The organism is Aquimarina penaris (assembly GCF_040786285.1).
Taxonomy (GTDB): Bacteria; Bacteroidota; Bacteroidia; order Flavobacteriales; family Flavobacteriaceae; genus Aquimarina.
On the sequence record NZ_JBFMKQ010000001.1, the window covers coordinates 478,151 to 500,818 of the forward strand.

General features: G+C 34.2%; 20 protein-coding genes. 8 read left to right on the top strand and 12 right to left on the bottom strand.

All coding sequences use genetic code 11. The features are described from left to right. Nucleotides 1-2 precede the first annotated feature (2 nt). From ABW637_RS01870 to ABW637_RS01880, 3 genes are all read left to right on the top strand, one after another. The gene (locus ABW637_RS01870) at nt 3-3,767 is read left to right on the top strand and encodes an Ig-like domain-containing protein (RefSeq protein WP_367582929.1); all 3,765 of its coding nucleotides are present in this window, start codon (nt 3-5) and stop codon (nt 3,765-3,767) included. A gap of 277 nt (nt 3,768-4,044) precedes the next feature. Further along, nucleotides 4,045-5,067 (top strand): helix-turn-helix domain-containing protein, encoded by a 1,023-nt coding sequence (locus tag ABW637_RS01875; protein ID WP_367582930.1) that lies wholly within the window; start codon nt 4,045-4,047, stop codon nt 5,065-5,067. Between the two features lie 78 nt (nt 5,068-5,145). Beyond that, nucleotides 5,146-6,294: a pyridoxal phosphate-dependent aminotransferase gene (locus ABW637_RS01880; protein WP_367582931.1), complete on the top strand. Its 1,149-nt coding sequence runs from the start codon at nt 5,146-5,148 to the stop codon at nt 6,292-6,294. Nucleotides 6,295-6,296: 2 nt separating this feature from the next. Here ABW637_RS01880 and ABW637_RS01885 read toward each other — a convergent pair whose 3' ends face one another. The 8 genes from ABW637_RS01885 to ABW637_RS01920 all read right to left on the bottom strand — a co-directional run bounded on the left by ABW637_RS01885 (nt 6,297) and on the right by ABW637_RS01920 (nt 11,962). Then, nucleotides 6,297-7,028: a hypothetical protein gene (locus tag ABW637_RS01885; protein WP_367582932.1), complete on the bottom strand. Its 732-nt coding sequence runs from the start codon at nt 7,026-7,028 to the stop codon at nt 6,297-6,299. 13 nt (nt 7,029-7,041) lie between these two features. Beyond that, nucleotides 7,042-7,887: a VOC family protein gene (locus ABW637_RS01890; RefSeq protein WP_367582933.1), complete on the bottom strand. Its 846-nt coding sequence runs from the start codon at nt 7,885-7,887 to the stop codon at nt 7,042-7,044. 68 nt (nt 7,888-7,955) lie between these two features. Then, a complete protein-coding gene (locus ABW637_RS01895) occupies nt 7,956-8,342 on the bottom strand; it encodes a thiol-disulfide oxidoreductase DCC family protein (RefSeq protein ID WP_367582934.1) in 387 nt (128 codons plus the stop codon). 27 nt (nt 8,343-8,369) lie between these two features. Continuing rightward, nucleotides 8,370-9,038, bottom strand: coding sequence for an ABC transporter ATP-binding protein (locus ABW637_RS01900; protein ID WP_367582935.1), 669 nt, complete (start codon nt 9,036-9,038; stop codon nt 8,370-8,372). Continuing rightward, complete coding sequence (locus tag ABW637_RS01905; protein WP_367582936.1) at nt 9,035-10,252, bottom strand: ABC transporter permease; 1,218 nt, start codon at nt 10,250-10,252, stop codon at nt 9,035-9,037. The genes ABW637_RS01900 and ABW637_RS01905 overlap by 4 nt, the downstream gene beginning before the upstream one ends. Nucleotides 10,253-10,295: 43 nt before the next feature. Further along, nucleotides 10,296-10,661: a TfoX/Sxy family protein gene (locus ABW637_RS01910; protein WP_367582937.1), complete on the bottom strand. Its 366-nt coding sequence runs from the start codon at nt 10,659-10,661 to the stop codon at nt 10,296-10,298. Nucleotides 10,662-10,663: 2 nt separating this feature from the next. Continuing rightward, nucleotides 10,664-11,329 (bottom strand): DUF2461 domain-containing protein, encoded by a 666-nt coding sequence (locus ABW637_RS01915; protein WP_367582938.1) that lies wholly within the window; start codon nt 11,327-11,329, stop codon nt 10,664-10,666. A gap of 270 nt (nt 11,330-11,599) precedes the next feature. Continuing rightward, nucleotides 11,600-11,962, bottom strand: a complete 363-nt coding sequence (locus tag ABW637_RS01920) for a VOC family protein (protein ID WP_367582939.1) — start codon at nt 11,960-11,962, stop codon at nt 11,600-11,602. A 103-nt stretch (nt 11,963-12,065) separates the two neighbouring features. Here ABW637_RS01920 and ABW637_RS01925 point away from each other — a divergent pair, with 103 nt between their 5' ends. Continuing rightward, entirely contained in the window at nt 12,066-13,463 is a 1,398-nt protein-coding gene (locus ABW637_RS01925; RefSeq protein WP_367582940.1) for a hypothetical protein, read from the top strand. Between the two features lie 16 nt (nt 13,464-13,479). On the opposite strand, the gene ABW637_RS01930 is transcribed toward ABW637_RS01925, so the two are convergent. Continuing rightward, entirely contained in the window at nt 13,480-14,190 is a 711-nt protein-coding gene (locus tag ABW637_RS01930; protein ID WP_367582941.1) for a LytR/AlgR family response regulator transcription factor, read from the bottom strand. Then, nucleotides 14,180-15,175: a sensor histidine kinase gene (locus ABW637_RS01935; protein ID WP_367582942.1), complete on the bottom strand. Its 996-nt coding sequence runs from the start codon at nt 15,173-15,175 to the stop codon at nt 14,180-14,182. The genes ABW637_RS01930 and ABW637_RS01935 overlap by 11 nt, the downstream gene beginning before the upstream one ends. 254 nt (nt 15,176-15,429) lie before the next feature. Between ABW637_RS01935 and ABW637_RS01940 the strand changes: the two genes are divergently transcribed. The 4 genes from ABW637_RS01940 to ABW637_RS01955 all read left to right on the top strand — a co-directional run bounded on the left by ABW637_RS01940 (nt 15,430) and on the right by ABW637_RS01955 (nt 18,188). After that, nucleotides 15,430-16,011: a hypothetical protein gene (locus tag ABW637_RS01940; RefSeq protein ID WP_367582943.1), complete on the top strand. Its 582-nt coding sequence runs from the start codon at nt 15,430-15,432 to the stop codon at nt 16,009-16,011. A gap of 204 nt (nt 16,012-16,215) precedes the next feature. Next, nucleotides 16,216-17,220: an SMP-30/gluconolactonase/LRE family protein gene (locus ABW637_RS01945; RefSeq protein WP_367582944.1), complete on the top strand. Its 1,005-nt coding sequence runs from the start codon at nt 16,216-16,218 to the stop codon at nt 17,218-17,220. A 39-nt stretch (nt 17,221-17,259) separates the two neighbouring features. Then, nucleotides 17,260-17,766 carry an ankyrin repeat domain-containing protein gene (locus ABW637_RS01950; protein ID WP_367582945.1) on the top strand — a complete coding sequence of 169 codons (507 nt, stop codon included), beginning with the start codon at nt 17,260-17,262 and terminating at the stop codon, nt 17,764-17,766. Between the two features lie 11 nt (nt 17,767-17,777). Then, nucleotides 17,778-18,188, top strand: coding sequence for a hypothetical protein (locus tag ABW637_RS01955; protein ID WP_367582946.1), 411 nt, complete (start codon nt 17,778-17,780; stop codon nt 18,186-18,188). A gap of 66 nt (nt 18,189-18,254) precedes the next feature. Here the strand turns inward: ABW637_RS01955 and ABW637_RS01960 are convergent, their stop codons facing one another. Both ABW637_RS01960 and ABW637_RS01965 read right to left on the bottom strand, forming a co-directional pair. Then, entirely contained in the window at nt 18,255-20,552 is a 2,298-nt protein-coding gene (locus ABW637_RS01960; RefSeq protein ID WP_367582947.1) for an N-acetylmuramoyl-L-alanine amidase, read from the bottom strand. A gap of 181 nt (nt 20,553-20,733) precedes the next feature. Further along, a complete protein-coding gene (locus ABW637_RS01965; protein WP_367582948.1) occupies nt 20,734-22,317 on the bottom strand; it encodes a solute:sodium symporter family transporter in 1,584 nt (527 codons plus the stop codon). Nucleotides 22,318-22,668 lie beyond the last annotated feature (351 nt).

Below are 22,668 nucleotides of genomic sequence, written 5' to 3' on the forward strand. Positions count from 1 at the left end.
TTATGAAAAGACTATTACTTCTTGTTTTCGTATTCTTTATTAGTAGTATCAACGCACAATTTAATACTGATGCTCCATGGATGAACACTATCCAAGCAAAGAAAAGTAAAAATTATCAACCTACTTTTAAGGAAATTCAAAATGCCTTTAACCAATATTGGGAAACTAGAGATCCTAATAAAAAAGGAAGTGGATATAAACCCTTTAAACGTTGGGAATATATTTGGGAAAGCGTTGCAGATGCAGAAGGACATTTACCAACCACAAAAGATAAATGGACCGCCTGGGAGAATAAAACAAGCGCACAAAAGGCACTTGATGTAGTAGATTTAAGTGATTGGGAAGCTTTAGGACCCTATTCGCATACTAATACCGGTTCTTGGTCTTCGGGACAAGCAAGAATTAATGTAATTTATATAGATCCTAATACTTCGTCAACTTGGTACGTGGGTACCCCGGCAGGTGGACTTTGGAAATCAATTGATTCTGGTACAAACTGGGTTCCATTAACAGACAACTTACCTCAAATAGGGGTTTCAGGAATCGCTGTAGATTATTCAAACTCAAATATCATATATATAGCTACAGGAGATGATGATGCAGGTGATACGCAAAGTGCAGGAGTATTTAAATCGACCGATGGAGGATTAACCTGGAATCCAACTGGATTAAACCCAGACTTCACCCCTTCTTCTATGAATGAAATTTATATGCACCCTACAAATTCTAATATATTATGGGTTGCCACCAATGCTGGAGTTTTAAAAACTACTGATGCCGGAGTTACATGGGATATTACCCTTTCGGGAAACATAAAAGATCTTAAGCTTAAACCGGGAGACCCCAATACGATCTATGCCGTTACACCTAATCAATTTTTTAAATCCGAAAATGGAGGGAATTCATTTACACAAGTTACTAATGGAGTACCTACTAATGGAGGTAGAATGGTTATTGATGTTACCCCAGCCAATGCAAACTATGTTTATATTCTAAGTGCAAATGCAGACCAGTCTTTTCAAGGAGTATACCAATCAACAGATAGTGGAGCTTCATTTTTAATCAGAGATGCCAACGTAGATCCAACTCTTGATCCAAATATCTTAGAAAGCACCCAAGCATATTACGACTTAGCCTTAGGGGTATCAACCACAAATGCCGATGAAATTTATGTGGGTTGTTTAAATGTATGGAAGTCTAGTGACGGAGGAACTAATTTTACAAAAGTTAATGAATGGAACAACCCCACCGGAGCATCATATACTCATGCAGATATTCATATGATACGATCATTTAATGGTGCTATTTTTGTATGCTCTGATGGAGGAATCTATTATTCAACAGACAGCGGTGTTAACTTTACAGATTATACTGCAGGCATCCAGGCTAGTCAATTCTACAAAATTGCAGTTTCACCAAAAAATGCAAACAAAATGATGGGTGGACTACAAGATAATGGTGGCCATGCTTATAATGCCGGAAACGGAAACTGGCTAAATTACTATGGAGCAGATGGTATGGATACTGCTATAGATCCTGTAAACGATGATCAATATTATGGTTTTATTCAATTTGGAGGGGCACTATTTATATCGAATAACGCGGGAAGCAATTTAACCAATTGGATAGACCAACCTACAAATTCTAATGGAAACTGGGTAACCCCATTAACCACAAACTCCACAGGGCAAATATATGCAGCTTATGACCGACTTTATCGTGTTAATGATACAGAGGACGGGTGGATATCATTGGCTTACTTAGAATCTTCTGCAGATCAAATCGAAATTGCTCCTTCTGATGATAATAGAATATATATAGCTGCAGCAGGCGTTCTTAAAAGAAGTAATGATGCTGGTAAAACGGTATCTGATATCTATACTTTTGGAACGATCAAAGGAATCGCAGTGCATAGTACTAACCCAGATATTGTATGGGTTACTACAAATAACAAAGTATTTAGATCCAACGATGGAGGAAGTAATTTTAATGATATCACTTCTAACTTACCTGTAAACGACAATTATTTCTTCTTAAATGATATTGTTCACCAAGCTGAAAATGAGCAAAATCCAATTTATGTTGCAACCAGTATTGGTGTATACAGAAATGTAGATGACGGAAGCTGGACTCCGTTTTTTAATAATTTACCAACGACAATTGTAAATGATTTAGAAATTAACATCTTAGATAATTCCATCACCGCAGCGACTTACGGAAGAGGTATTTGGAGATCATCACTCCCTACGTGTACAACTCTAACTGCAAAACAAGAGGCCTCGATTGATGGTAGCTCATCTCAAAACGTATCCTCTATTCTCGAACTTTGTACAGGACAATCTGCCAAGTTAAACCTTAATGTTACAAGCGGTAGTAATCCGACTTATAATTGGACTGGCCCTAATGGTTTTTCAAGCACTAATGCTTCAATTTCTTTTGATAATTTGACATTAAATCAAGCAGGAACATATACTGTTATACTTGAAGCCCCAAGTACATGTGGATCTGCCGAATATACTTTTTCTATAGATGTAGAACAAGAAGGGGTTCAACCCAAAAGTAATGATCTAACAGATATTTGTTCTGAAGAATCTGTAATCTTAACAGCTACTGGTAGCAGTCTTGGTTATAGATGGTACGATACTGATACTGGTGGTACATTGTTGGCCACAGGCTCTTCATTTACAACACCACCACTTTTAGAAGACGCTACATATTATGTAGCAGGTGCTTCTTCTCCTATAGTAACAGAAGACATTTCATCGCCGGGTGTTAACACTGCAACAGACTTTAATTTCTCGCAAGGTTTGGTTTTTAATACCAATGATGACATTGTTTTAGAATCCTTTACCGTATCTGCAGTATCTGCAGGAAATAGAACCATTGCCGTACAAGATGAATTAGGAAACATTGTTGTATCAACATCAATTGATATTCCCGAAGGAGAATCCAGAGTTACGGTTAACTTTGATATTCCTCGAGGTAAAAATTATACTATCTTCATCGCAGGAAACTTAATTGAAATGCGAAGAACTCCTTCTGGAAATGGTGTAAGCTATCCATACACTTCTGCTTCGAACATAGTTTCTATTATTGGTAATACGGTAAACAACCCTGATTTTTATTATTTCTTCTATGATTGGACATTTACCTCAAAGGGTGGGCGATGTGAATCTGTAAGAACAGCTGTAAACATTGATGTAAATAAAAATGACATTAGCGAAACGACCATGTATGTCATAGATGATAATGAAGGGATACCTCTAAACAATGAAGACACCATCATTATTACCGAAGGATCCAACTTGGCCCTTAACCTTATTGGATCTACCTTTGATGGCACATTAACATGGACCTCTCCTACAAATGAAGTAATTACTGGTAATACCATCAGCTTTGAGAATATTAAAAACAATGATTCTGAAGAAGGGAATTGGTCTGTTACTGCAGATTTCGCATCAGATTGTGGGCCTAAAACACAAACCATTGCGTTTAATGTTAAAGTAAAGGCTAACAATCCAGAAGATATAGTAATGTCCCCTAATCCTGCAAGCGATATCATCACTATCAACAGTAATGATGACTTTGAAAATACAACAATATTAATATTTGATATACAAGGAAGAGAGATAAGTAACATCGTACATGTTAACCAGGTGTATTCTGATGAAATAAAATTAGATATTAGCAGTCTGGCCAATGGTTCTTATTTTGTAAAAATAGAAACTAATCAAAAACGACTGACTAAGCGAATTCTAAAACAATAGAATATAGCTTGTACTATTATAAAAAAGCCAACTGATATAGTTGGCTTTTCTTATTTTATTTAATCATAAAAGAGTATAAGATTTACCATAATGAAATAGCTTCATAGAAACCCTATTCTATGATTCTTAAAGCATTTGTCACAAAGATTTTTCGTTCTGCATTTAAAAAAGTCCTACTTGATTTTTTCTTAATGTAGCTATTATAATGTAATATACAATGGCTCATTTACGCTAAAAGCTTTTAATTAATTATCTTTAGAATTGTTTATCCGAAAACATGGCATCAACAATTTTAATATCCATTATCAGTAGTATTGGACTTGGTATAAGTTTGTTTTTTGGCATTTATCTATTAAAAAGTAAAAATGTCAATAATGTTATTCTGGGTGTTCTTTTGATCACACTTTCTTTAAGAATATCTAAATCCGTTTTTTACAATTTTATAGATTTACCTATATCTATAAAAAATTTAGGGCTTGCGGCAAACCTAGCCCTTGGTCCATTATTATACTTCTATGGCCGTTCCCTTTTTAATATATCTAAAACTTTTAAAAAATCAGACCTTCTTCATTTCATCCCAACTATATCCTATATCATTTTGTGCAACCATATTGTCAATGATTCTCAAAGTGATCTTTGGCGTTTTAGTTATAGTTTTGTTTTACTTCAATCATTTTGCTATGTATTTTTAAGTATTAGGTTGTACGTTAAGAAATCAGGTAATTCAACAAAAGAAGTGCGAGAATGGTTTATAATGCTTGTAACAGCGCTTTCTGTTATTTGGTTAGTATATACATTAATTTTTATCAAGATACTTCCTGTTTATTCTGCTGGTTCGATAGCATTTACAATTTTGATTTTTCTTCTTTCATTTTTAGCATTTAATAAAAGAAAACTATTTGAAGAATATCCTCAAAAAAAATACGCCAACTCAAAAATAACATTAGAACAAGGATCCTATTATCTGAAAAAAATTGAAAACATTATTCAAGAAGAACACCTGTATTTGGACGCTAAGCTAACATTAGAGTCATTATCATCTAAACTAGATTTGTCTACACGAGATATTTCATTAATCATAAACAGACACACAAATCAAAATTTTTCAAGTTTTATAAATGCATATAGAATTGAAGAGGCAAAAAGATTGCTTCTTTCTACCGATGAAAATATTAAAATTGTATCTATTGCTCTGGATTCTGGTTTTTATAGTTTATCATCTTTTAACGTAGCTTTTAAAGCGAGTACCAAATTAACTCCATCAGAATATAGATCGAAATATACTTCTCATTCTTTTTAGATAAATCGATATTGAATTCATGAATTCAATAGACATTGCTTTCAACTTTTACTTACTTGAGATCAAAACTCAATAGACATGAAGACATTAGACAGAAGGCAATGGTTAAAAAATTTGGCTGCTACATCTGCAGCATTGGGGTTACTCCCAATTACCGGATTTTCAGAGATTAATACACAAGTTCATAGCTTCCCAAATGAAAACGATGACGATGTAAAAAGGTTATTATATAATGAAAACCATCTTGGCCCAAGTAAAAATGTAAAAAAGGTTATTGAAAAGGTTATACACAGGAGTAACCGATACGCTACCTTCTTTAAATATGATCTAAAAGCCTTAAAACAAATAATCGCCGAACAGGAAGGGCTCAATCCCGAGAATGTATTAATCGGGCACGGTTCATTTGAGCTTTTAATATGGGCTGCAACCCATTTTGGAAGCAAAGGCGAAGAAATAATAGTGCCAAGCCCTACATTTGATGTGGTAGGCTTATTTGGAAGAAAAATAGGAGCAAATATTATTCCTGTTGAAGTTGATTCAGAATTTAAGATGAATCTGCCTGAAATGGAATCCAAAATTAGTTCGCAAACTAGTCTCCTTACCATTTGCAACCCCAACAACCCCACAGGTACAGTAATAGAAACCGAAAAATTAAAATCATTTTGCCGATTAGCTTCTGACAAAACTACAGTGCTTGTTGATGAGGCTTATATTCATTTTCTTAAATCTTGGAAAGAGCATTCGATGGTGTCGTTAATTAAGGAAGGTAAAAATGTACTAGTTACACGTACGTTTTCTAAAATATTTGGATTGGCTGGTTTGCGTATTGGTTTTATGCTGGGTCCAGCAGAACTTATTAATGAAATGGAAATGAAATTTACACTTGGATTTCCTGGAAATATGCCAAACTCGCTTAGCGTAGCCTCTGCAATTACTTCTTTAAAAGATTATTCGTTTCTAGAAATGTCAAGATATAATAATCAAGAAACACGCTCTAGATTTTATAAAGAACTTGATGAGCTACATCTAAAGTATATCCCAAGTGAAGCCAACTTTGTTTATTTTGATGTTACAAATTTTAAAGAATACAAGGCCCTGATGTGGAAAAATAAAATTTTACTTGCAGGAGGATGGCCGACAAAATCTAACTGGGCAAGGGTAACCATGGGGTCTGAAAATGATATCGATTATTTATTAGATAAAATGAAAGGCAAAAAATGGCTTTAATTCTATTGAAATGAAACAATCTCATAAAAATATTGAGCTCTAAGAAATTTTATATTCCTTACACTATCAGTCATATAGCTTTTTCGCTCTGCATTTAAAAAGAGTCCTGTTTTATTTTCATATTTTATATTCTCAATATAACTATATGTTGTACCGTGATGTACCATATTACCTACTAATTTATTAGTCGTTACATCAAAATAATACCACCAGGTATTTGCAGCTGATCCATCATCATTAACATAGGATGCTTTGATTACATGCGCTTGTTTTCCATCTATATTTTCTTCTCCCATATAACGTAAGGAAACATCGGCATCTAATAATTTATACGGTTGCCACATTACATAATTGGCTGCGATGATATTGTTATAATATTTTTCTTCCAGATTTGTACTATTCTGAAGGGAGTCATTATAAAACACAGTAGTTCTATCACCTTCAAAAGTCACTTTTTTATGTATAGAATCTTCTTCCCAGTACATTTCGGCAGTAAAATTAGGTCTAAAAGTATTTTTGTGTTTCTGGGTTATCTTTTTTTCAATATTTCCCAAACTATCAAAAAGAATAGTTGTTTTTAAATAAGAAAGCTCTTTAGTGTTTTTCCATTTTTCAATTCCACCATGAGCTTCTAAAGAATCCAGAATAATTTGGGTAGCCTGATCTTTGGTATTACATGCAAATAGCATCAATAGAAATCCACTACACAGTGTTAAGCCAATCTTTTGTTTCATGTTTCTGGTTTTGCTATATCGTATTACGAACCATCCTTACTTGATAAGGGAAGCCAGAAAAGTGATATTCTTTATTCTCTTTTCCAACAATTGTTGCTTCGGTCTTATAAACATCAAATCTTCTCGGGTTATCTGTGTTTTCTCCCCATAGTCTTTTTGGTAAGCAAAGCAAGAGTCCATTTTCATTACCCATTGCCCACCAAAAGTTACTTTTTCTTGGATAAACTTCTATTCCCAGGTTATTATGTAGATCATATGCTTCTTTTTCTTGATCATCTACAACAAATCCTATTTCGCTAACATTCAAAATATCGGTGGATGTAAATTTACCCTCTACTCCATTTTTTAAATCATGTCGGGCAATATATTCTAACAGATTGCCAGCTGGATCCCAAAAAAAGACTGAGTGTGCATTCCAGTTTCTAAAATACCTAACATCATCAGGAAATCTAGAATCCCTTAACCGTTTTGGAGTAAGAATTAATGCTGTTCGCTCTAATTGCCAAGCTCTTGCTTTTAGTAGTTTGTTTTCTGGAATATTAAACGCAAAATGATACCAGGGGTCTCCCATGCTTGCATCTATCTTTACAAAAGTAAGGGTAGATACGCCGGCAATAAATGTAATTTCTGACTTCTTTTCGCTTTCAATCCTTAATCCTAGAGTACCTGCATAAAACTCTTTCATTAGATGTAATGAGGTACTGGTAAGCAATCGAATATTCTTAATCAAATCAAATTGAGGTGGATTCGTCGTTGAAGATGTATCATCGTCGACAGCAAAACAAAATTCGGGATGTAATGCAATGAGCATCATCCCGAGAGAAGAATCTTTTATAAATTTTCTTCTTGTAGATTCCATATCTTTAGATATAATACTGAATTTACACTAAAACATAGAAATCCCCTAAAACATTAACGTGATTATAACTACCTGAAATTAATTGTACAGCTTTTAGATTGCCCAAACCATTTTACACGATTTCGTGATGCCAAATTGTATATAGAATCCCGTATCATTCTGGGAATAAATGCAAGTAACGCAGCTACCAGTTTCCATCTGGGAATCTTCGAGACTATTCTCAAAAACCCATCTGAGTGCGTATGGGGTCCGTTTTCATCAATAAGAATTACAGTCTCTAACCGTTCTGTTGGAAAACCAAAATGTATAAGTATCTCCTGCCCTCTTGGAGATTGAAAAGGTATAAATTCAAAAACCTCTTTGGGCGCAAATTTCATCAACCATCCTATTACTCCGTTACACAAATTACATTCGCCATCAAATATAATCCTATTTTTTCCTGATTGATTTTTCATTGTATTGGTTTTTAAAACGTTATGTATCTATAGTCGAATAGAACCATCAATCATTTCAATTGCCTTGTCAGAATTTTGATAAATTTTGAGATTATGTGTTGCGATAACCACCGCTTTCCCCCTTTTTGATGTAATCTCTTTTAGTAGATCGAATATCACATCACTGTTTTTTTGATCCAGGTTTCCGGTAGGTTCATCTGCTATAATTAGAGAAGGATCGTTAATTAATGCTCTGGCAATTGCAACTCGTTGTTGTTGACCTCCTGATAATTTATATGATGCCCGGTTCGCAAAATCTTGCATCCCCAATTCTTTTAATAATAGTATAGCATCGTGCTTAATCTCTTCTTTGGTTTTTTTACCCAATTTCATGGCAGGAAGCATAATGTTTTGAAGTACATTAAACTCTGGCAATAAATAATGAAACTGATACACAAAACCTATTTGCCTGTTTCTAAAATTAGTAAGCTCTGTTGCAGATAATTTTTTAATATCACGATCAAGTATTTGCAATCCTCCTTCGAAGTCTCTATCCAAGGTAGATAAAATATATAGTAATGTAGATTTACCACTACCAGATTCACCATACACAGCCGTTAATTCTCCGGAAACCAGTTGCAATGAAATTTCATCTAAAACCTGATGTTTTTCTGGTTCATAAAAATACTTGTTTATATGTTTTGTTTCAAGGATCATATTCCTCTTATTATGGTTACAGGGTCTACTCTACTTGCCTTTTTTGATGGAAAATATCCTGCGAGAATCGTTGTTAAGATTCCAAAGGCTATTCCCATAACATAATACACCCATTTGAAGTTGATCGGATAGGTGTCTACAATTATAAAATCTGAAGTATCCAGCGGGGTCGTAGAAATCAAATAGCTAATCAAATATCCAAAGCCAGCGCCTAGCAAAGCTCCTAACAAGCCAATAATAATGGATTGTACCAGGAAAATGAACACAACATCTGCAGCAGAGTACCCTATTGTTTTTAGTACGGCTATATCTTTCCGTTTATGGATAACGGTTATATTCAAAATATTATACATCCCAAATCCGGCAACAAGTAATAAAGCAAAAGAAACCGACCAGGTGAGTATATCACGAACCTTATTGCCAATCACAATAGTTTTATTAGCGTCTTTCCAATCTTCGATAGTAATCGTATCAAGATGTTGAGATAATTCGGTTTTTAAGCCTACATCATCGCGATCTTTCAATTTAATATGTACATGGGTGACTGCATTATTCTGCCCTAACAAATTTTGTAATGTTTTAGCCGGAAAATAGGTTCGCACATTATCTATGGTCGTGATTCCGAAGCTAAAAATCCCTGCTACTTTAAGGCGCATACTTTTCCCATTAGGAAGTATCATTTTTAGTTGATCTCCTACAGATACCTGTAATTTTTTAGCAAGACTTATCCCCAATAAAATAGCATTCTCTTCTGTAAGGCTATCAAATCCTTTTCCTTCGATCAACCTACGTTCTAAATCAACCATTTCCTTTTCTGAAGATGGGAAAACTCCATTAATGCTTCCGGGTAATTGTTTGTTTTCACTTACTAAAATAGCAGGGGATATAATTTGCCGTGCAAAAGATTGAATATTTTCTTCTTTTGACAACAAGTGATCAATTTTTTCAACTTTATCAAGTGAATTGATACTAACTCCAAAAAGTTGATTAGAGGGTAATTTCTTTTGTTTTGCACTAATAATGATATCTGGGCTACCATTAAAAACGGCATCATCTAAAAAATCATTAACCCCCGTCATAAAATTAATCATGACAATAAATGTGGTCACACCAAGCATTACCCCTATGGTAGCTAAAAAACTCTGCTTCTTTCTTGCCAGAAGGTATTGAAAAGCAATAAATACATTAATGGTATTAATGATCTGTTTAGACATATGTCATAGGTCGAGAAAGTCTATGAAGGATTACAGAAATCGACTACGACTTTCTTTTCTTGCTCATTTTGGCCAAAGGATTAAAGTCTAAACATAATTGAATCCAGTACTCCAGGTCTACATCTAAATCAAAACCATCTTCGGTAATAAAAACGAAGCCTTTCATAGGTCGGCCCGTAAAATCCATAGGCAAACATCCTTCTTTTTTCATAGCCTCGTCAATAGCTTCTGGCCCTATTCTGGCCATCAACAAATCCATTTCTTTTTTCTTGTCAAAATGAATTCCGCAGCACATTTTATCATCGACCATAAAACACAGACCACCCATCATTTTCTTTTCATAAAAATTCGCCTTTTTTTCTCTAAAGAGTTGACGTATACGATCTGCAATAAATTCGTTGTAAGCCATGATTATAGGATTGCTTTGGTTAAATACTCATTTACGGGGCGCATGATTTTCCAGTAATTCATTAGTTCGTCTACCAAAATTTCACTTGTAATTAAACCAGGAGCTTCTTCACCAACAAAATAAAACTGCTTGTCGGCTATTAAAAGTTCCTTTTCACATGCTTCTTTCCATTCTTTGGGGATTCGTTTCATGGTTTCTCCTTTAATTTCACCAAATTTTTGAACAAAATCCTTGTTTTCTAGTAGTCGCTTAAATGCCGAAGGGTTTTTAGCAATCGTCTTTCTTATTTTTTCTAATTGCTCTTTTGACGGACCAAAACATCCTCCCATAATACCGACCATTTCTGGCGAAAATCGTAAAAAAATCCCTGGAATACTTTTGTCTTTGCGCCCTCTACTTGAGATAAATGCAGTATAGTGAAGATTATATGGAGACTTATCCTTAGAAAATCGAATATCTTTATTGATTCTAAGAATACAGTCTTTGGGTTCTATCTTAAGATCTGTATCTAGCTTTTGAATTTCTTGGATCATATCACCAACAAAAGCCACAAATGGATTCTTTACACTTACTTCGTATCGTTTTTTATTAGCATGAAACCATTCTTTATGATTATTACTTGCTAATTCTTTGAAAAAAGCATTAAAATCTTTAGTAAAGTATTGCATGAGATTAAAGTATTGTGATGTTGAAGTTACTAAGTTTTTCTTTTTATGCCACATTGAGCAAAGGTGAAAAGTTACCACCTGATCCTCTCTGCACATTTTGACAATAAATATAAACTGATGGTTATTTCCAACCAAGTTTCCTCTCCCTCTGGGAGAGGATTAAGGTGAGGGTTTTGATATAAAATTCCCTAATCCTAACCTTCTCCCCAAGGTAAAGTAACTCAAATCATTCTTTTTAAAGTAACCATCAGTTTATATTTATAATCAATCTTACTTCATAGAATGGAAAGCTACTCTATTTCCTTCGGTATCCAGAAAAATAGCCATAAAACCGTTCTCACCCAATGAGGTTTTTGGCATTAGTATTTTCCCTCCCGCCTTCTCTACGCGGGCCAGAGGTACCGAGAGATCATCTCCTCCGTTAAGGTATGCAAAAGTACCTTCTTGAGAAGGTTTATTGCCATTACCATGGGTAACACAACCTCCTACACCCCCGTCCTTGTATGGAAAAAAAGCCATTTTAAAATCCATTTCCATAGGTTGTAACTCGGCTTCTAAAAGTTCGTTATAAAACTTTACAGCTCTTTCAAAATTTGTACTTGGTATTTCGAACCAATTAATTGCATTAGACATACTATGTTGTTTTTTGATTACTAACTATTCAAAGGTAAATGATCATAAGAATCAAAAAAATTATATTTTTGAACAAACATAGGTTTCTAACATCAAGTTTTACATGAAAAAAAGCGAAGAATTGTTTTATCTTATCAAGTCATTATCCAAAAGTGAAAAACGGCATTTTAAATTAAGTGCGCAAGGAAGTGAATCTTTAGAATACCTCAATTTATTTGATGCTATTGAAGCCCAAAAAGAGTATGATGAATCCAAAATTAAAGCGCTTTTTAAAGATAAAGCATTTGTAACACAATTAACTACTATAAAAAATTACCTGAAACATCGTATTTTACAATCCCTAAGAAATTATCATTCAAAAATTTCGAAAAACGCCGAACTCACAGATATCATTCGCAATGTTGAAATACTATTTCATAAGGGCCAGTATAAAATTTGCGAAAGTGAATTAAACCGGGCAGAGAAAAAAGCTAAAAATTTTCAACATGATTTGTTATTGTTTCACATACAAGATTGGAAAAGAAAAGTACATCAAGTGATGCACCCTCAAGACTTTGAAACCATAAAAACTATTGCTCAAAAACAAAAAAGCACCTTAAAATCAACAAATGAATACATCGACCTCTTACTTGCCAATATAGATCCAACTCAATTTTCGTTGTCTCACAAAAAAAGCGTTTCATTACAAAATAGAACATTAAAAACACTACATAAATACAGGAAACAACTTATCTCTAAGGATCATGACAAAGCTAAACGCACTATAGAAGAACTCATCAAAGAATGGGAGCAATATCCCGAGTTAATGAGAGAATTTTTTCCGATGTATTTTTCGGTCACTAATAATCTTCTTGGGTTTTTGGTATTTAAAAAGCAATACAAAGAAGCGTTTGTAAGAATCTTACTTATCAAACAAAAGTCACTCGAAGTAGAAACCATTTCTGCTACTTTTATCAAAGAGAAACTTAGACTATATAACATTGAACTCGAGATCCATAGAAACCTAAAAGGATTGCATACCACACATGAAATTATTGATGAAATTTTAAGTTTTACAGAGCATCATAAAACTCTGGTTCCTGATACTTATAAACTCTCTTTTTCTTTTCAATTTGCTACTATTTATTTTCTAAAAAAAGATTATAAAAAAGCATTGCAATGGATTAATGATATTTTGAATCACCAAACCAAAAAAGACAGAAAGGACTTGATCACCTATACGTATTGGCTAAACTTATTAGTACATTATGAATTAGGTAATGGATTTACATTACGATACTTAATTGACACCACCAAAAAAAGGATAAAAAAACACAAAAACATAGATTCTTATGAGAAAATCTTGCTGAAGTTTTTGTCAAAAACAGTAGAATACCCAGTTCATGAAAAAAGAGATGCTTTTAAAAGCCTAAAACAACAATTACAAAAAGAGCCTATTCCTGCATACGTTTTGGATTATATTAATTTTAGTGAATGGATCCAACGAAAACATTCACTTTAGTAAGTAATACTAAAAATTAATGTTGGTTATCTCTTAGCGATAACACTTTAAAAAAAGTGTCTTTATATGTGTTACCTATAGACAACTGCTGATCCAAAACCTCAACATAATCATTGCCGTAGGCCTTTATCTTATCCATAGAAATGATATAGGATTTATGAATACGAACAAATTGACCATCTGGTAGTATTCTTTCTAAATCAATAAGCTTATGATACACCACCAAGTGTTCATTTTTAAGGTGAATTTTTATATAATTGCTTAAGCCTTCAATATAGATGATTTCATCATAATTAACTCTCACATTTTTTCGGTCAACTTTAAAATACGCATATGCCTTAGGGGTAATTTTTGTAGTGGCATGATCAACTTCACTCTTACAACTCACTTTATTAACCGCTTTTAAAAACCGTTCGAAAGAAAATGGTTTTAGCAAATAATCAACCACATCTAACTCATACCCTTCAAGAGCAAATTCTCGATAGGCGGTGGTAATAATAGTAGCTGGTGGATGCGATAAGGTTTTTAAAAAGCTTAGCCCTGAAATTTTTGGCATCTCGATATCTAAAAAAAGAATATCAATGGCATGTTCTTGAAGTATTTTTAAAGCTTCCATGGCATTATCGCAAATACCAATAATTTCTAAATTAGGCGTATCATTAATAAATCCCTTAACAATGTTTTGTGCAATGGGTTCATCATCAACTATGAGACACTTAAGATTCATCCTCAAACAATTTAATCTTCAATTTAACTATAAAAGCTTCATCGGTTTTGTTAATCGTAAGCTCTTTGTTATCGCCATATAATAGATCTAGTCTTCTAGATACATTTTGAAGACCTAATCCTCCTCCATTATTATGCGCATCTTCTAGTTTAGAAATGCTGTTTTCTATGACAAAAGATAGTGTATTTTTAGCGGTTTTAATATGAATATTGATCCAACCTTTTTTGACTTCATTTTTTAATCCATGTTTAAAAGCATTTTCTATAAATGGCACCAAAATCAATGGAGGAATTTTAATCCCTTCGACATCTCCCTCTACTTTATAATCAATAACTACTCGTTTCTCAAAACGTTCTTTTTCTAATGCAATGATGTTTTCTATCAGCATTAATTCTTTACTCAACAATACTTTCTTGACATTAGATTCGTATAAAGTATAACTCAGTATATCAGAAAGTTTTAGAATAAGTCCGGGGGTTTTTTCAGATTTTTCTAGGGCAAGTCCGTAGATACTGTTCAGTGTATTAAAAAGGAAATGAGGATTGGTTTGTGATCTTAAAAATTTTAATTCAGCATTGGTTTTTTCTTGCTTTAAGACTTCCGTTTCTCTACGCTGTTTGTACCAATCCATAAACAGTTTAAATCCGGTAGTAAATGCTACAGGAGATACAATAATAAGTACTGCCTGTACCACTCGTGAAAAAATCCAGGGATTGACTTTTTGACCTTCCATCCATTGCGGGAAATATTTTGGAAACCCCCAGTACAATACAAAATAACGATGCCCCATAGCAAAAACTAACAAAACTATAATTAATACTATAAAATAATGCAAAAGTCTGTTTTTATACAAAAACTTAGGAATTAACACAAACCAATTTATATATACCACAATAAGCCTGGATGGCAAGAAAAGTAATTCATAAATAAGTGCATCTTTAAAAGACTGCATATAACCCCATTCAGACATTACAAATGAAGTCATCACAACGATCCAAAATAAAATGTGATATGTAATGTGTTTTATATTCAATGCTCAAACTAATTAACCAACAAAGCTAAGGTATATATTTTCTTTTTCGTTTCTTTTTATGTCTACTGAACAAGAACTTATGCTAAATGGATAAACTTCGATAGCATAAAAAAAATATGAGTATACAACATATATATTTCGATTAGTGTAAAAATGATTCTTTGTATTAGAAACTTAAGTACATTTTTGGAACTTAAAAAAATAATATGAAACCCATTGTATTTTTTCTTCAGGTCGTTGCATTCACCATTGCTTCGGTATCTGATATACAAGCGCAAGCACAAGAGAATCCACTCGAATTATTATCTTATTATATCGGAAATTGGGGCCCCACCGCTAACGATATTATGGTGCAAAAAAATCCCAAGATGATTGACTTTAAGGTAATATCTTTTGAATGGGGAGCAGATCGAAAAGTAATTTGGTCCAAAACCGGTATATTTTCTGATCAAGAAAACACTGTTTTTTCTGAAGGAATGATCACTTATAATCCAAATACACAAAAGATAGTTTGGTTAGAATACCAAATTAAAAATGAATTACTTTTTGAAGGGGAGTATAACTCCCTGGGAAAGGATAAAGTGCAACGTGTGTACACCGTTTATTATGCTAAAGACTATCCAGATATACCCAATCCTCAACTAAAGGGATGGACACGAAAGTATAGAGAAACTTTTACCCCAACTTCAGACACCACTATACATTGGTTAACCGAAACATTAGCAAATGGCAAATGGATAAAACAAGGTCAAAATAATGGAGATTTCAAGGCGGTTAAAGATAAGTAATTATGCTCCTTTTATCGGTTGTGGTCACCTTGTATGCAAATTTCTATTTTTTTATGTCTAATCCTATATAACTTATGCTAAATCACTATTTAGAAGTTAACATAAATAATGTATCCATATACAGAATACTTCTTCGGGTTGATGTAAAAATTGCTCTGTTCATGGTATTGTTAACTACATTTAAATGATCCTAAATGTATCAAAATGCAATCAAACCCGTCTTTTGTAATCATTGTTTTATTTACTATTGGCTTCATTTTTAATGTACATGCCCAAAATTTAAATACTAGTCATATCGCATTTACAATTCCCGAAAAAGATCTGCTTCCGGAAAGTATTGCATACGATTCAATCAAAAACGAATTCTATATAGGGAGTACACGAAAAGGCAAGGTCATCAAGATTTCAAAAGACGGTTCACACAACGATTTTATTTCTTCGAAACAAGAAGGATTGTGGATGATCATAGGGATTAAGATCGACGCTAAACGGCGTATTTTATGGGTATGTAGCTCTGGCGGTGATAATTTAGAGGGGTACACTCGCAAAGATGATAAAGAAGGTCGGCCAGCCGGTATATTCAAGTTCAATTTAGATACTGGTGCTCTCATCAAAAAATATGTTTTAGACACTCTGGGTGAGGTACATTTTTTTAATGATCTGGTTATCCTTAATGACGGAAATGTGTACGCCACCCATATGTTTTCAGGACATTCGCTATACAAAATTACTCCTGATAAAGATCAGTTAGAAAAAGTTGAGCTGCCAGATACTATTAAGTACCCGAATGGACTAACATTATCAGATGATGAATCCAAGCTTTATATCGCTCATTCTGAAGGGATATCTGTGATGAATTTATCAAATAAAAATACTAAAATGATACCTGTTCCTGAACATGTAAAGATTGCCCGCAAAGAAAGTATAGATGGTCTTTATTTTTATAAAAATTCTCTTATAGGAATTCAACCTGATATTAATACAGTGCAGCGTTTTATGTTGGATGAATCGGGTTCAAAAATTACGGAAGCCAAACCATTAGAAATAAATCATCCCATGATGAATAATCCTACTACCGGAGAATTAGTAAACGATATGCTCTATTATGTAGCAAATGCACAATTTGGAAGCTTTAATGATGATGGCTCCTTATTTCCGGAAGAAAAATTATATGAGGTATGCATTCTCAAATTGTCGTTAAAAAAGTAAAAGTCAATCAATCAAATCATCAATCAAAAAACGAACATCATGAATAGAAAGCAATTTTTAACAACGAGTATGGCAACTACTGGTTTTTTTGCCTTATCGCCATACTCGGTATTTGCTAATCGAACACAAGATGGTCCACAATTGGATAAAAAAGTGGTTGCAGAATTTGTAAGCGCGGGACATGGTAAATTCGAAAAAGTAAAAGAACTTTTAGAAGAACACCCAACGCTTCTTAATGCCGCACACGACTGGAAACATGGAGATTTCGAAACTGCCTTAGGAGCTGCAAGTCATGTAGGACATTTAGAATTAGCCCAATATCTTATCGATAAAGGGGCACAAGCCAATATATTCACCGCAGCTCTTTTTGGCAGAATTGATATTATAAAACCTATGTTGGATCTTTTTCCTAGTGCGCTTCATGCAAAAGGACCACATGGTTTTACCTTATTGCATCATGCAAAAAAAGGAGGTACTAATGCTAATGAAGTAACCAAATACCTAGCTTCACTAGGTGCAAAAGAAACAAAAATTGCTTTATACTAAACACTATAAATATGATGATTATAAAACAAATACTGTTTGCTATCCTGGCGATTATTTTAGGTGAAATTGCATTGATTTTATGTACTACAATTGCGCAAGAAGTGCTATTTAATGGTATTAATTCTCACTCCTCTATATCCACAATAGTTTTTGGAGGATTCTTTACTTTTTTGGCCGCTGTAGTTGCAGGATGGGTTTCAAGAATCATTGGACGTAATTATACGATAACCATTCCATCGGTAATTAGTTTTTTTATCCTGGCAGAAATAACCTACCTCATTTTTTCGGGTATAACACAAGATCCTGTATGGTTTGATATATTGGCAGGAAGCGGATTAATCATAGGGATATGGATTGGATATCATTATCGAGAGATAAAAAGTTCTTTTTATACTAAGACTTACTATCCCGATCATCTTTAAGAAATCTAAAAAAAACAAATGTGCGGTATATTAGAATACTACACATTCGTTTTGAAACCATAAAACTTACTTTTTCATCATTTTTACGGTTTCACTATAGGATCCCGAAGAAAGCCTAAAGAGATACAAGCCTTGAGAGAGTTTCTCGATTAATGGTGTGATATCAAGTTCACTCTGTCCCTTATCCATATAATCTTTTGGCATTTTGGCAACCGGTTTCCCCCGCATGTCAAAAACAGATATATTTACAATTCCATATTCTGGTTGCTGCCATTTAACTACCGCCCTGTCTTTTACCTCGTTTGGATACAGTGTTAATTTATTATTTAAGGTTTTTGCAAAAGATCTTGAAAAATTCATGGTGATGTCAAGATTACCTGGTGTAGACCAGTTTCCTGCATCATCTCTTACCATACTTTTAATCTTTCCGTTAGATGTTCTAAGATCTTTGTTATTGTTAAGATTTCCGGCAGTTATCAATGTACTGTTTGTTCCTCTAAACTTGTATACTTTGAAGTCATCAAATTCTATAGCCGTTTTATTCGTTCGAAGTGAAATCGCGACTCCTTGGGATATTGGACTACTATCTGTCCAACTTAACAGATATTCATTATTCTTCCAGATCTGTATGACCCCATAAGCAGGGCTATAGGTCACTCTATATTTTGCCCAGTTATTATCTAAAGATACATCGGCAATGGCTCTAAAGTAAAGTACATTATTTACGGTTTCATAGATACGCACTTTATTATCTTCGCCACTAAACCATATGAGGTACGAATTACCACGTTGGCTCAACGTACCTTCAGAAGACATGATATGAATCCCAAACTTACGAGGGCCAGTAGTAGAGGTCAATTTTGCAGCAAATTCGTATAAATATGGTAAACCCGAATCCTGAATTAAATATGAACTCCATAACGTATTATCCGAGGTGGTATTGGATTGATTTAATCTTCCATTAGTTACACTCCAATTTCCTGATCCTAGATCATATACTCCAAAATCCTGACCAAAGTTTTCATTGAAAAACCCGTTTCTTCTGTTCGCCAAATAACTAGAACTATGCCTTTCTAACACCTGATAATATTTTCTAGTCACTCCTATATTATCACTATCAGAAAAATTCACTGTAAAATCTCCGGTTTGAGTACTCCCTCCTACAGCACTTATAGACGTAGTTGGCGGAGTGGTATCTGAAGGCGGTGGTGTGCCACCAGAACAACCATTAGCAACCAAACTGCCTACACCGCTTCTTATCCCACCAAGAGTAGCATATCCACCATTACCAGGACAAGCAGAACAGCCTGCATCACGATGCCCGGCAATATGAGTTAATGATCTGTTTACCGAATAATGAAAAGAAGATCCCAAGGGGTTTATACTTTCTTTATCTGCTTTCCAGGCCAATAAATTTTTTAATGCAGTTTGTGTAGCTGTCGTTGGGGTAACCGAAGAATAATCTCCCAGCATACATACGCCCATGGTATTTCGGTTTCTGCCACAAAAATGTGCCCCTATAGCGTTGTCTCCTCCTGCTCTTCCTTCGTAAATAACTCCGTTCGGATCTACTAGAAAATTATATCCGATATCCGACCATCCATTTCCATTAATATGAAAATTTTGAATTGAGCGCACTCTGGCTGCCCAATCGCTACTTGTATTAGATCCAAATTCATGATGTACAATAAGATGTGATACCGTAGAAGTAGCAGCCGGATTTCTAGAAATAGCTCCCCATTGGCTTCTGCTCACCACCGATGGTCTAGAACATGCTGCCTTTGCTACTTTTTGTTTTGCATTTTCCTCTATCTGTTTCTTGATATGTTTAGGAGTTTCTCCAGGACTGTAATGAAACAGTTGAACATTCGAAATCGAGATAGAACGTGTTTCATTGGCAAATGAAATTTTGTACTGAATATACTTTACTTTTTTATCTAGAAATTCCATTTTGGAAGTAATTCGCTCACTGCTTTGTTCTTGATGACCGTCGAAAACAGCTGGTTTCCAATCCGACCAGGATTTACTATTTCTAGAGGTGCGATAACTAAGATTACTTGTTGTGTAATCAAGCTGCTTTCCTTGCCAAACCGTATAGGCCGAAATAAAGGGTTTAGGCTTTTTTAGATTAATTTTTATGGGTTTGAGAACGAATTCAGGTATTTCCTGTGCCTTTTTTTGTAATACCAGCCCGTCAGATTTTTGAGTGAACGCTTTACTTTCGGATAAAACATTTTGATCTGTTAATTGAACTTTGAAGGTACCTGAACCTTCTCCTTTAAAAACATGTCGCTGCTCTTGTGCTAAAGTTGTGAGCACAAAAAGAAAACCACATAGTACCGTGGGGAATACATTTTTTTTCATAGTTGATGAGTTTGTGTTTATCGAACTAAAATCGTAAAAAAGTTTGATTTTAGCTAAACTTTAAATACTACACTTCGAATAAACTTCAACAAATCAACTCATTAACCTATAAAAACAGGTGTTCACAGAAATAGTTAAAAAATGTTATAAAATGTTAATGCTTTACTTCAGGTGCTTTTATTTACGAAAAGTAGATATAGATTCCCACAACAATAATACAAATCAAGCCTCCGACCAGTTTTACGCTCTTCCAAGGAGTGATGTCTACTTCTTTGGTATATTGTTGTTCGTATGCTTGTTCTCTTGGGTAAAGTTTTCCTATGACAAGCATTATTATAATGTTTAATATAAAGAGAATAGCCATTACGTGTAAAAAATGAAGCGGAAAGCCATCTTGCATCACAACATTATCTAATACCACATAAAACAAGTACAAAAGTGCTCCTGAAATAATGGCAACTTTTGCGGCTATTGCTGGTACATTTTTAGTCAAATATCCTACCACAATAATCGTTAGAATAGGTATGCTATAACAACCATTTACTTGTTGTAGATATCCAAATAGCCCATCGGGAGCGTTAGCGATAAAAGGAGCAATAACCATTGCCAAAAGTGCCAGTACGATTCCGAATAGTTTACCTGCCTTTACTGTTTGACGTTCTGAAGCTTCTTTATTGATGTACTCTTTATAAATATCTATCCCGAATAAAGTAACAGAACTATTTAAAGCACTATTAAATGAACTTAATATTGCCCCAAAAAGAACGGCTGCAAAAAAACCAACCAATGATAACGGTAATACTTTACTCACTAAAGTTGGATAGGCTTCGTCTGCATTAGTCAACGTATCCCCAAACATATGAAATGCGATAACTCCCGGAAGTACAACAATTAGTGGCCCCAAAATCTTAATAAATGACGCCAAAATCAATCCTTTCTGACCTTCTTTTAAGTTCTTAGCTCCCAATGCTCTTTGTATAATCGCTTGATTGGTCCCCCAATAAAATAATTGCACCAACATCATTCCTGTAAAAATAGTTGTAAACGGAACAGAAGCTTCGCTTGAACCTATAGAATTAAATTTCTCTGGGTTATCTTTAAATAAGGTGGTTAGTCCTTCACCTAAATTTCCATCTCCTATTTCTAATAATCCAAAGATGGGAATCATAATCCCACCTATAAGTAATCCAACTGCATTAATTGTATCTGAAACTGCAACGGCTTTAAGTCCTCCAAAAATGGCATAAATAGATCCGGTTATTCCTATTCCGAAAACACAAATCCAGATAGACATGGTTTTAGAAACTCCCAACAATTCTGGAACATCAAACATCGTACTTATCGCTAATGATCCTGAATATAAAACTATGGGTAAGAACACCACCACATAACCCGAAAGAAACAAACCAGAAGTAATTGCTTTGGTCGTTGTATCGTATCGCCGTTCTAAAAACTGGGGAACCGTCGTAATCCCACCTTTTAGATATCGGGGTAATAAAAAAACAGCAGTAATTACCATAGCAATCGCTGCAAGAGTTTCCCATGCCATAACCAGAATACCCTCGGTAAATGCGGCACCGTTAAGCCCAACTATTTGCTCTGTTGAAAGGTTTGTTAGTAATAATGACCCTGCAATTACAACCCCGGTAAGACTTCTACCTCCAAGAAAATAACCATCTGACGTGTTTTCATCTGTTTTTCGGGTAGCGAAATAAGAAATTACACCAACAAGTAAGGTGAAGCCTAAAAAGGAAAGTATGCCCATGATTTGTGTTTTTGAATTCTAAATATATAGGAATTATTTCAATAAAATTACAGAACTCCTTACGAATAGACCCTTACACCAGTTCAGGTGTGGTGATTTCAAAACACATTTGGTTTAAACTTGATCTTTATCACGCTCTTCATAGGCATAAGATATCCTTAAAAAGTGTTAAGATTAATTAAAAAAAATACTATTTCAAGCGCTTAACGTTTACCATGCATACATAGTATAACCACAAACTCAACCACTATGCTCACTATCAAATGCCAGAATTATTTGTGCCTAAACAGGGTTGTTTTTTGAGAAAAACAACCTAATTGCTGCATAAAAAAACTACCACCCAAGTAGCTT

Coding starts and splice junctions, on each gene's coding strand:
- ABW637_RS01870 (WP_367582929.1), top strand. CDS start 3: ATGAAAAGACTATTACTTCTTGTTTTCGTATTCTTTATTAGTAGTATC.
- ABW637_RS01875 (WP_367582930.1), top strand. CDS start 4,045: ATGGCATCAACAATTTTAATATCCATTATCAGTAGTATTGGACTTGGT.
- ABW637_RS01880 (WP_367582931.1), top strand. CDS start 5,146: ATGAAGACATTAGACAGAAGGCAATGGTTAAAAAATTTGGCTGCTACA.
- ABW637_RS01885 (WP_367582932.1), bottom strand. CDS start 7,028: ATGAAACAAAAGATTGGCTTAACACTGTGTAGTGGATTTCTATTGATG.
- ABW637_RS01890 (WP_367582933.1), bottom strand. CDS start 7,887: ATGGAATCTACAAGAAGAAAATTTATAAAAGATTCTTCTCTCGGGATG.
- ABW637_RS01895 (WP_367582934.1), bottom strand. CDS start 8,342: ATGAAAAATCAATCAGGAAAAAATAGGATTATATTTGATGGCGAATGT.
- ABW637_RS01900 (WP_367582935.1), bottom strand. CDS start 9,038: ATGATCCTTGAAACAAAACATATAAACAAGTATTTTTATGAACCAGAA.
- ABW637_RS01905 (WP_367582936.1), bottom strand. CDS start 10,252: ATGTCTAAACAGATCATTAATACCATTAATGTATTTATTGCTTTTCAA.
- ABW637_RS01910 (WP_367582937.1), bottom strand. CDS start 10,661: ATGGCTTACAACGAATTTATTGCAGATCGTATACGTCAACTCTTTAGA.
- ABW637_RS01915 (WP_367582938.1), bottom strand. CDS start 11,329: ATGCAATACTTTACTAAAGATTTTAATGCTTTTTTCAAAGAATTAGCA.
- ABW637_RS01920 (WP_367582939.1), bottom strand. CDS start 11,962: ATGTCTAATGCAATTAATTGGTTCGAAATACCAAGTACAAATTTTGAA.
- ABW637_RS01925 (WP_367582940.1), top strand. CDS start 12,066: ATGAAAAAAAGCGAAGAATTGTTTTATCTTATCAAGTCATTATCCAAA.
- ABW637_RS01930 (WP_367582941.1), bottom strand. CDS start 14,190: ATGAATCTTAAGTGTCTCATAGTTGATGATGAACCCATTGCACAAAAC.
- ABW637_RS01935 (WP_367582942.1), bottom strand. CDS start 15,175: ATGACTTCATTTGTAATGTCTGAATGGGGTTATATGCAGTCTTTTAAA.
- ABW637_RS01940 (WP_367582943.1), top strand. CDS start 15,430: ATGAAACCCATTGTATTTTTTCTTCAGGTCGTTGCATTCACCATTGCT.
- ABW637_RS01945 (WP_367582944.1), top strand. CDS start 16,216: ATGCAATCAAACCCGTCTTTTGTAATCATTGTTTTATTTACTATTGGC.
- ABW637_RS01950 (WP_367582945.1), top strand. CDS start 17,260: ATGAATAGAAAGCAATTTTTAACAACGAGTATGGCAACTACTGGTTTT.
- ABW637_RS01955 (WP_367582946.1), top strand. CDS start 17,778: ATGATGATTATAAAACAAATACTGTTTGCTATCCTGGCGATTATTTTA.
- ABW637_RS01960 (WP_367582947.1), bottom strand. CDS start 20,552: ATGAAAAAAAATGTATTCCCCACGGTACTATGTGGTTTTCTTTTTGTG.
- ABW637_RS01965 (WP_367582948.1), bottom strand. CDS start 22,317: ATGGGCATACTTTCCTTTTTAGGCTTCACCTTACTTGTTGGTGTAATT.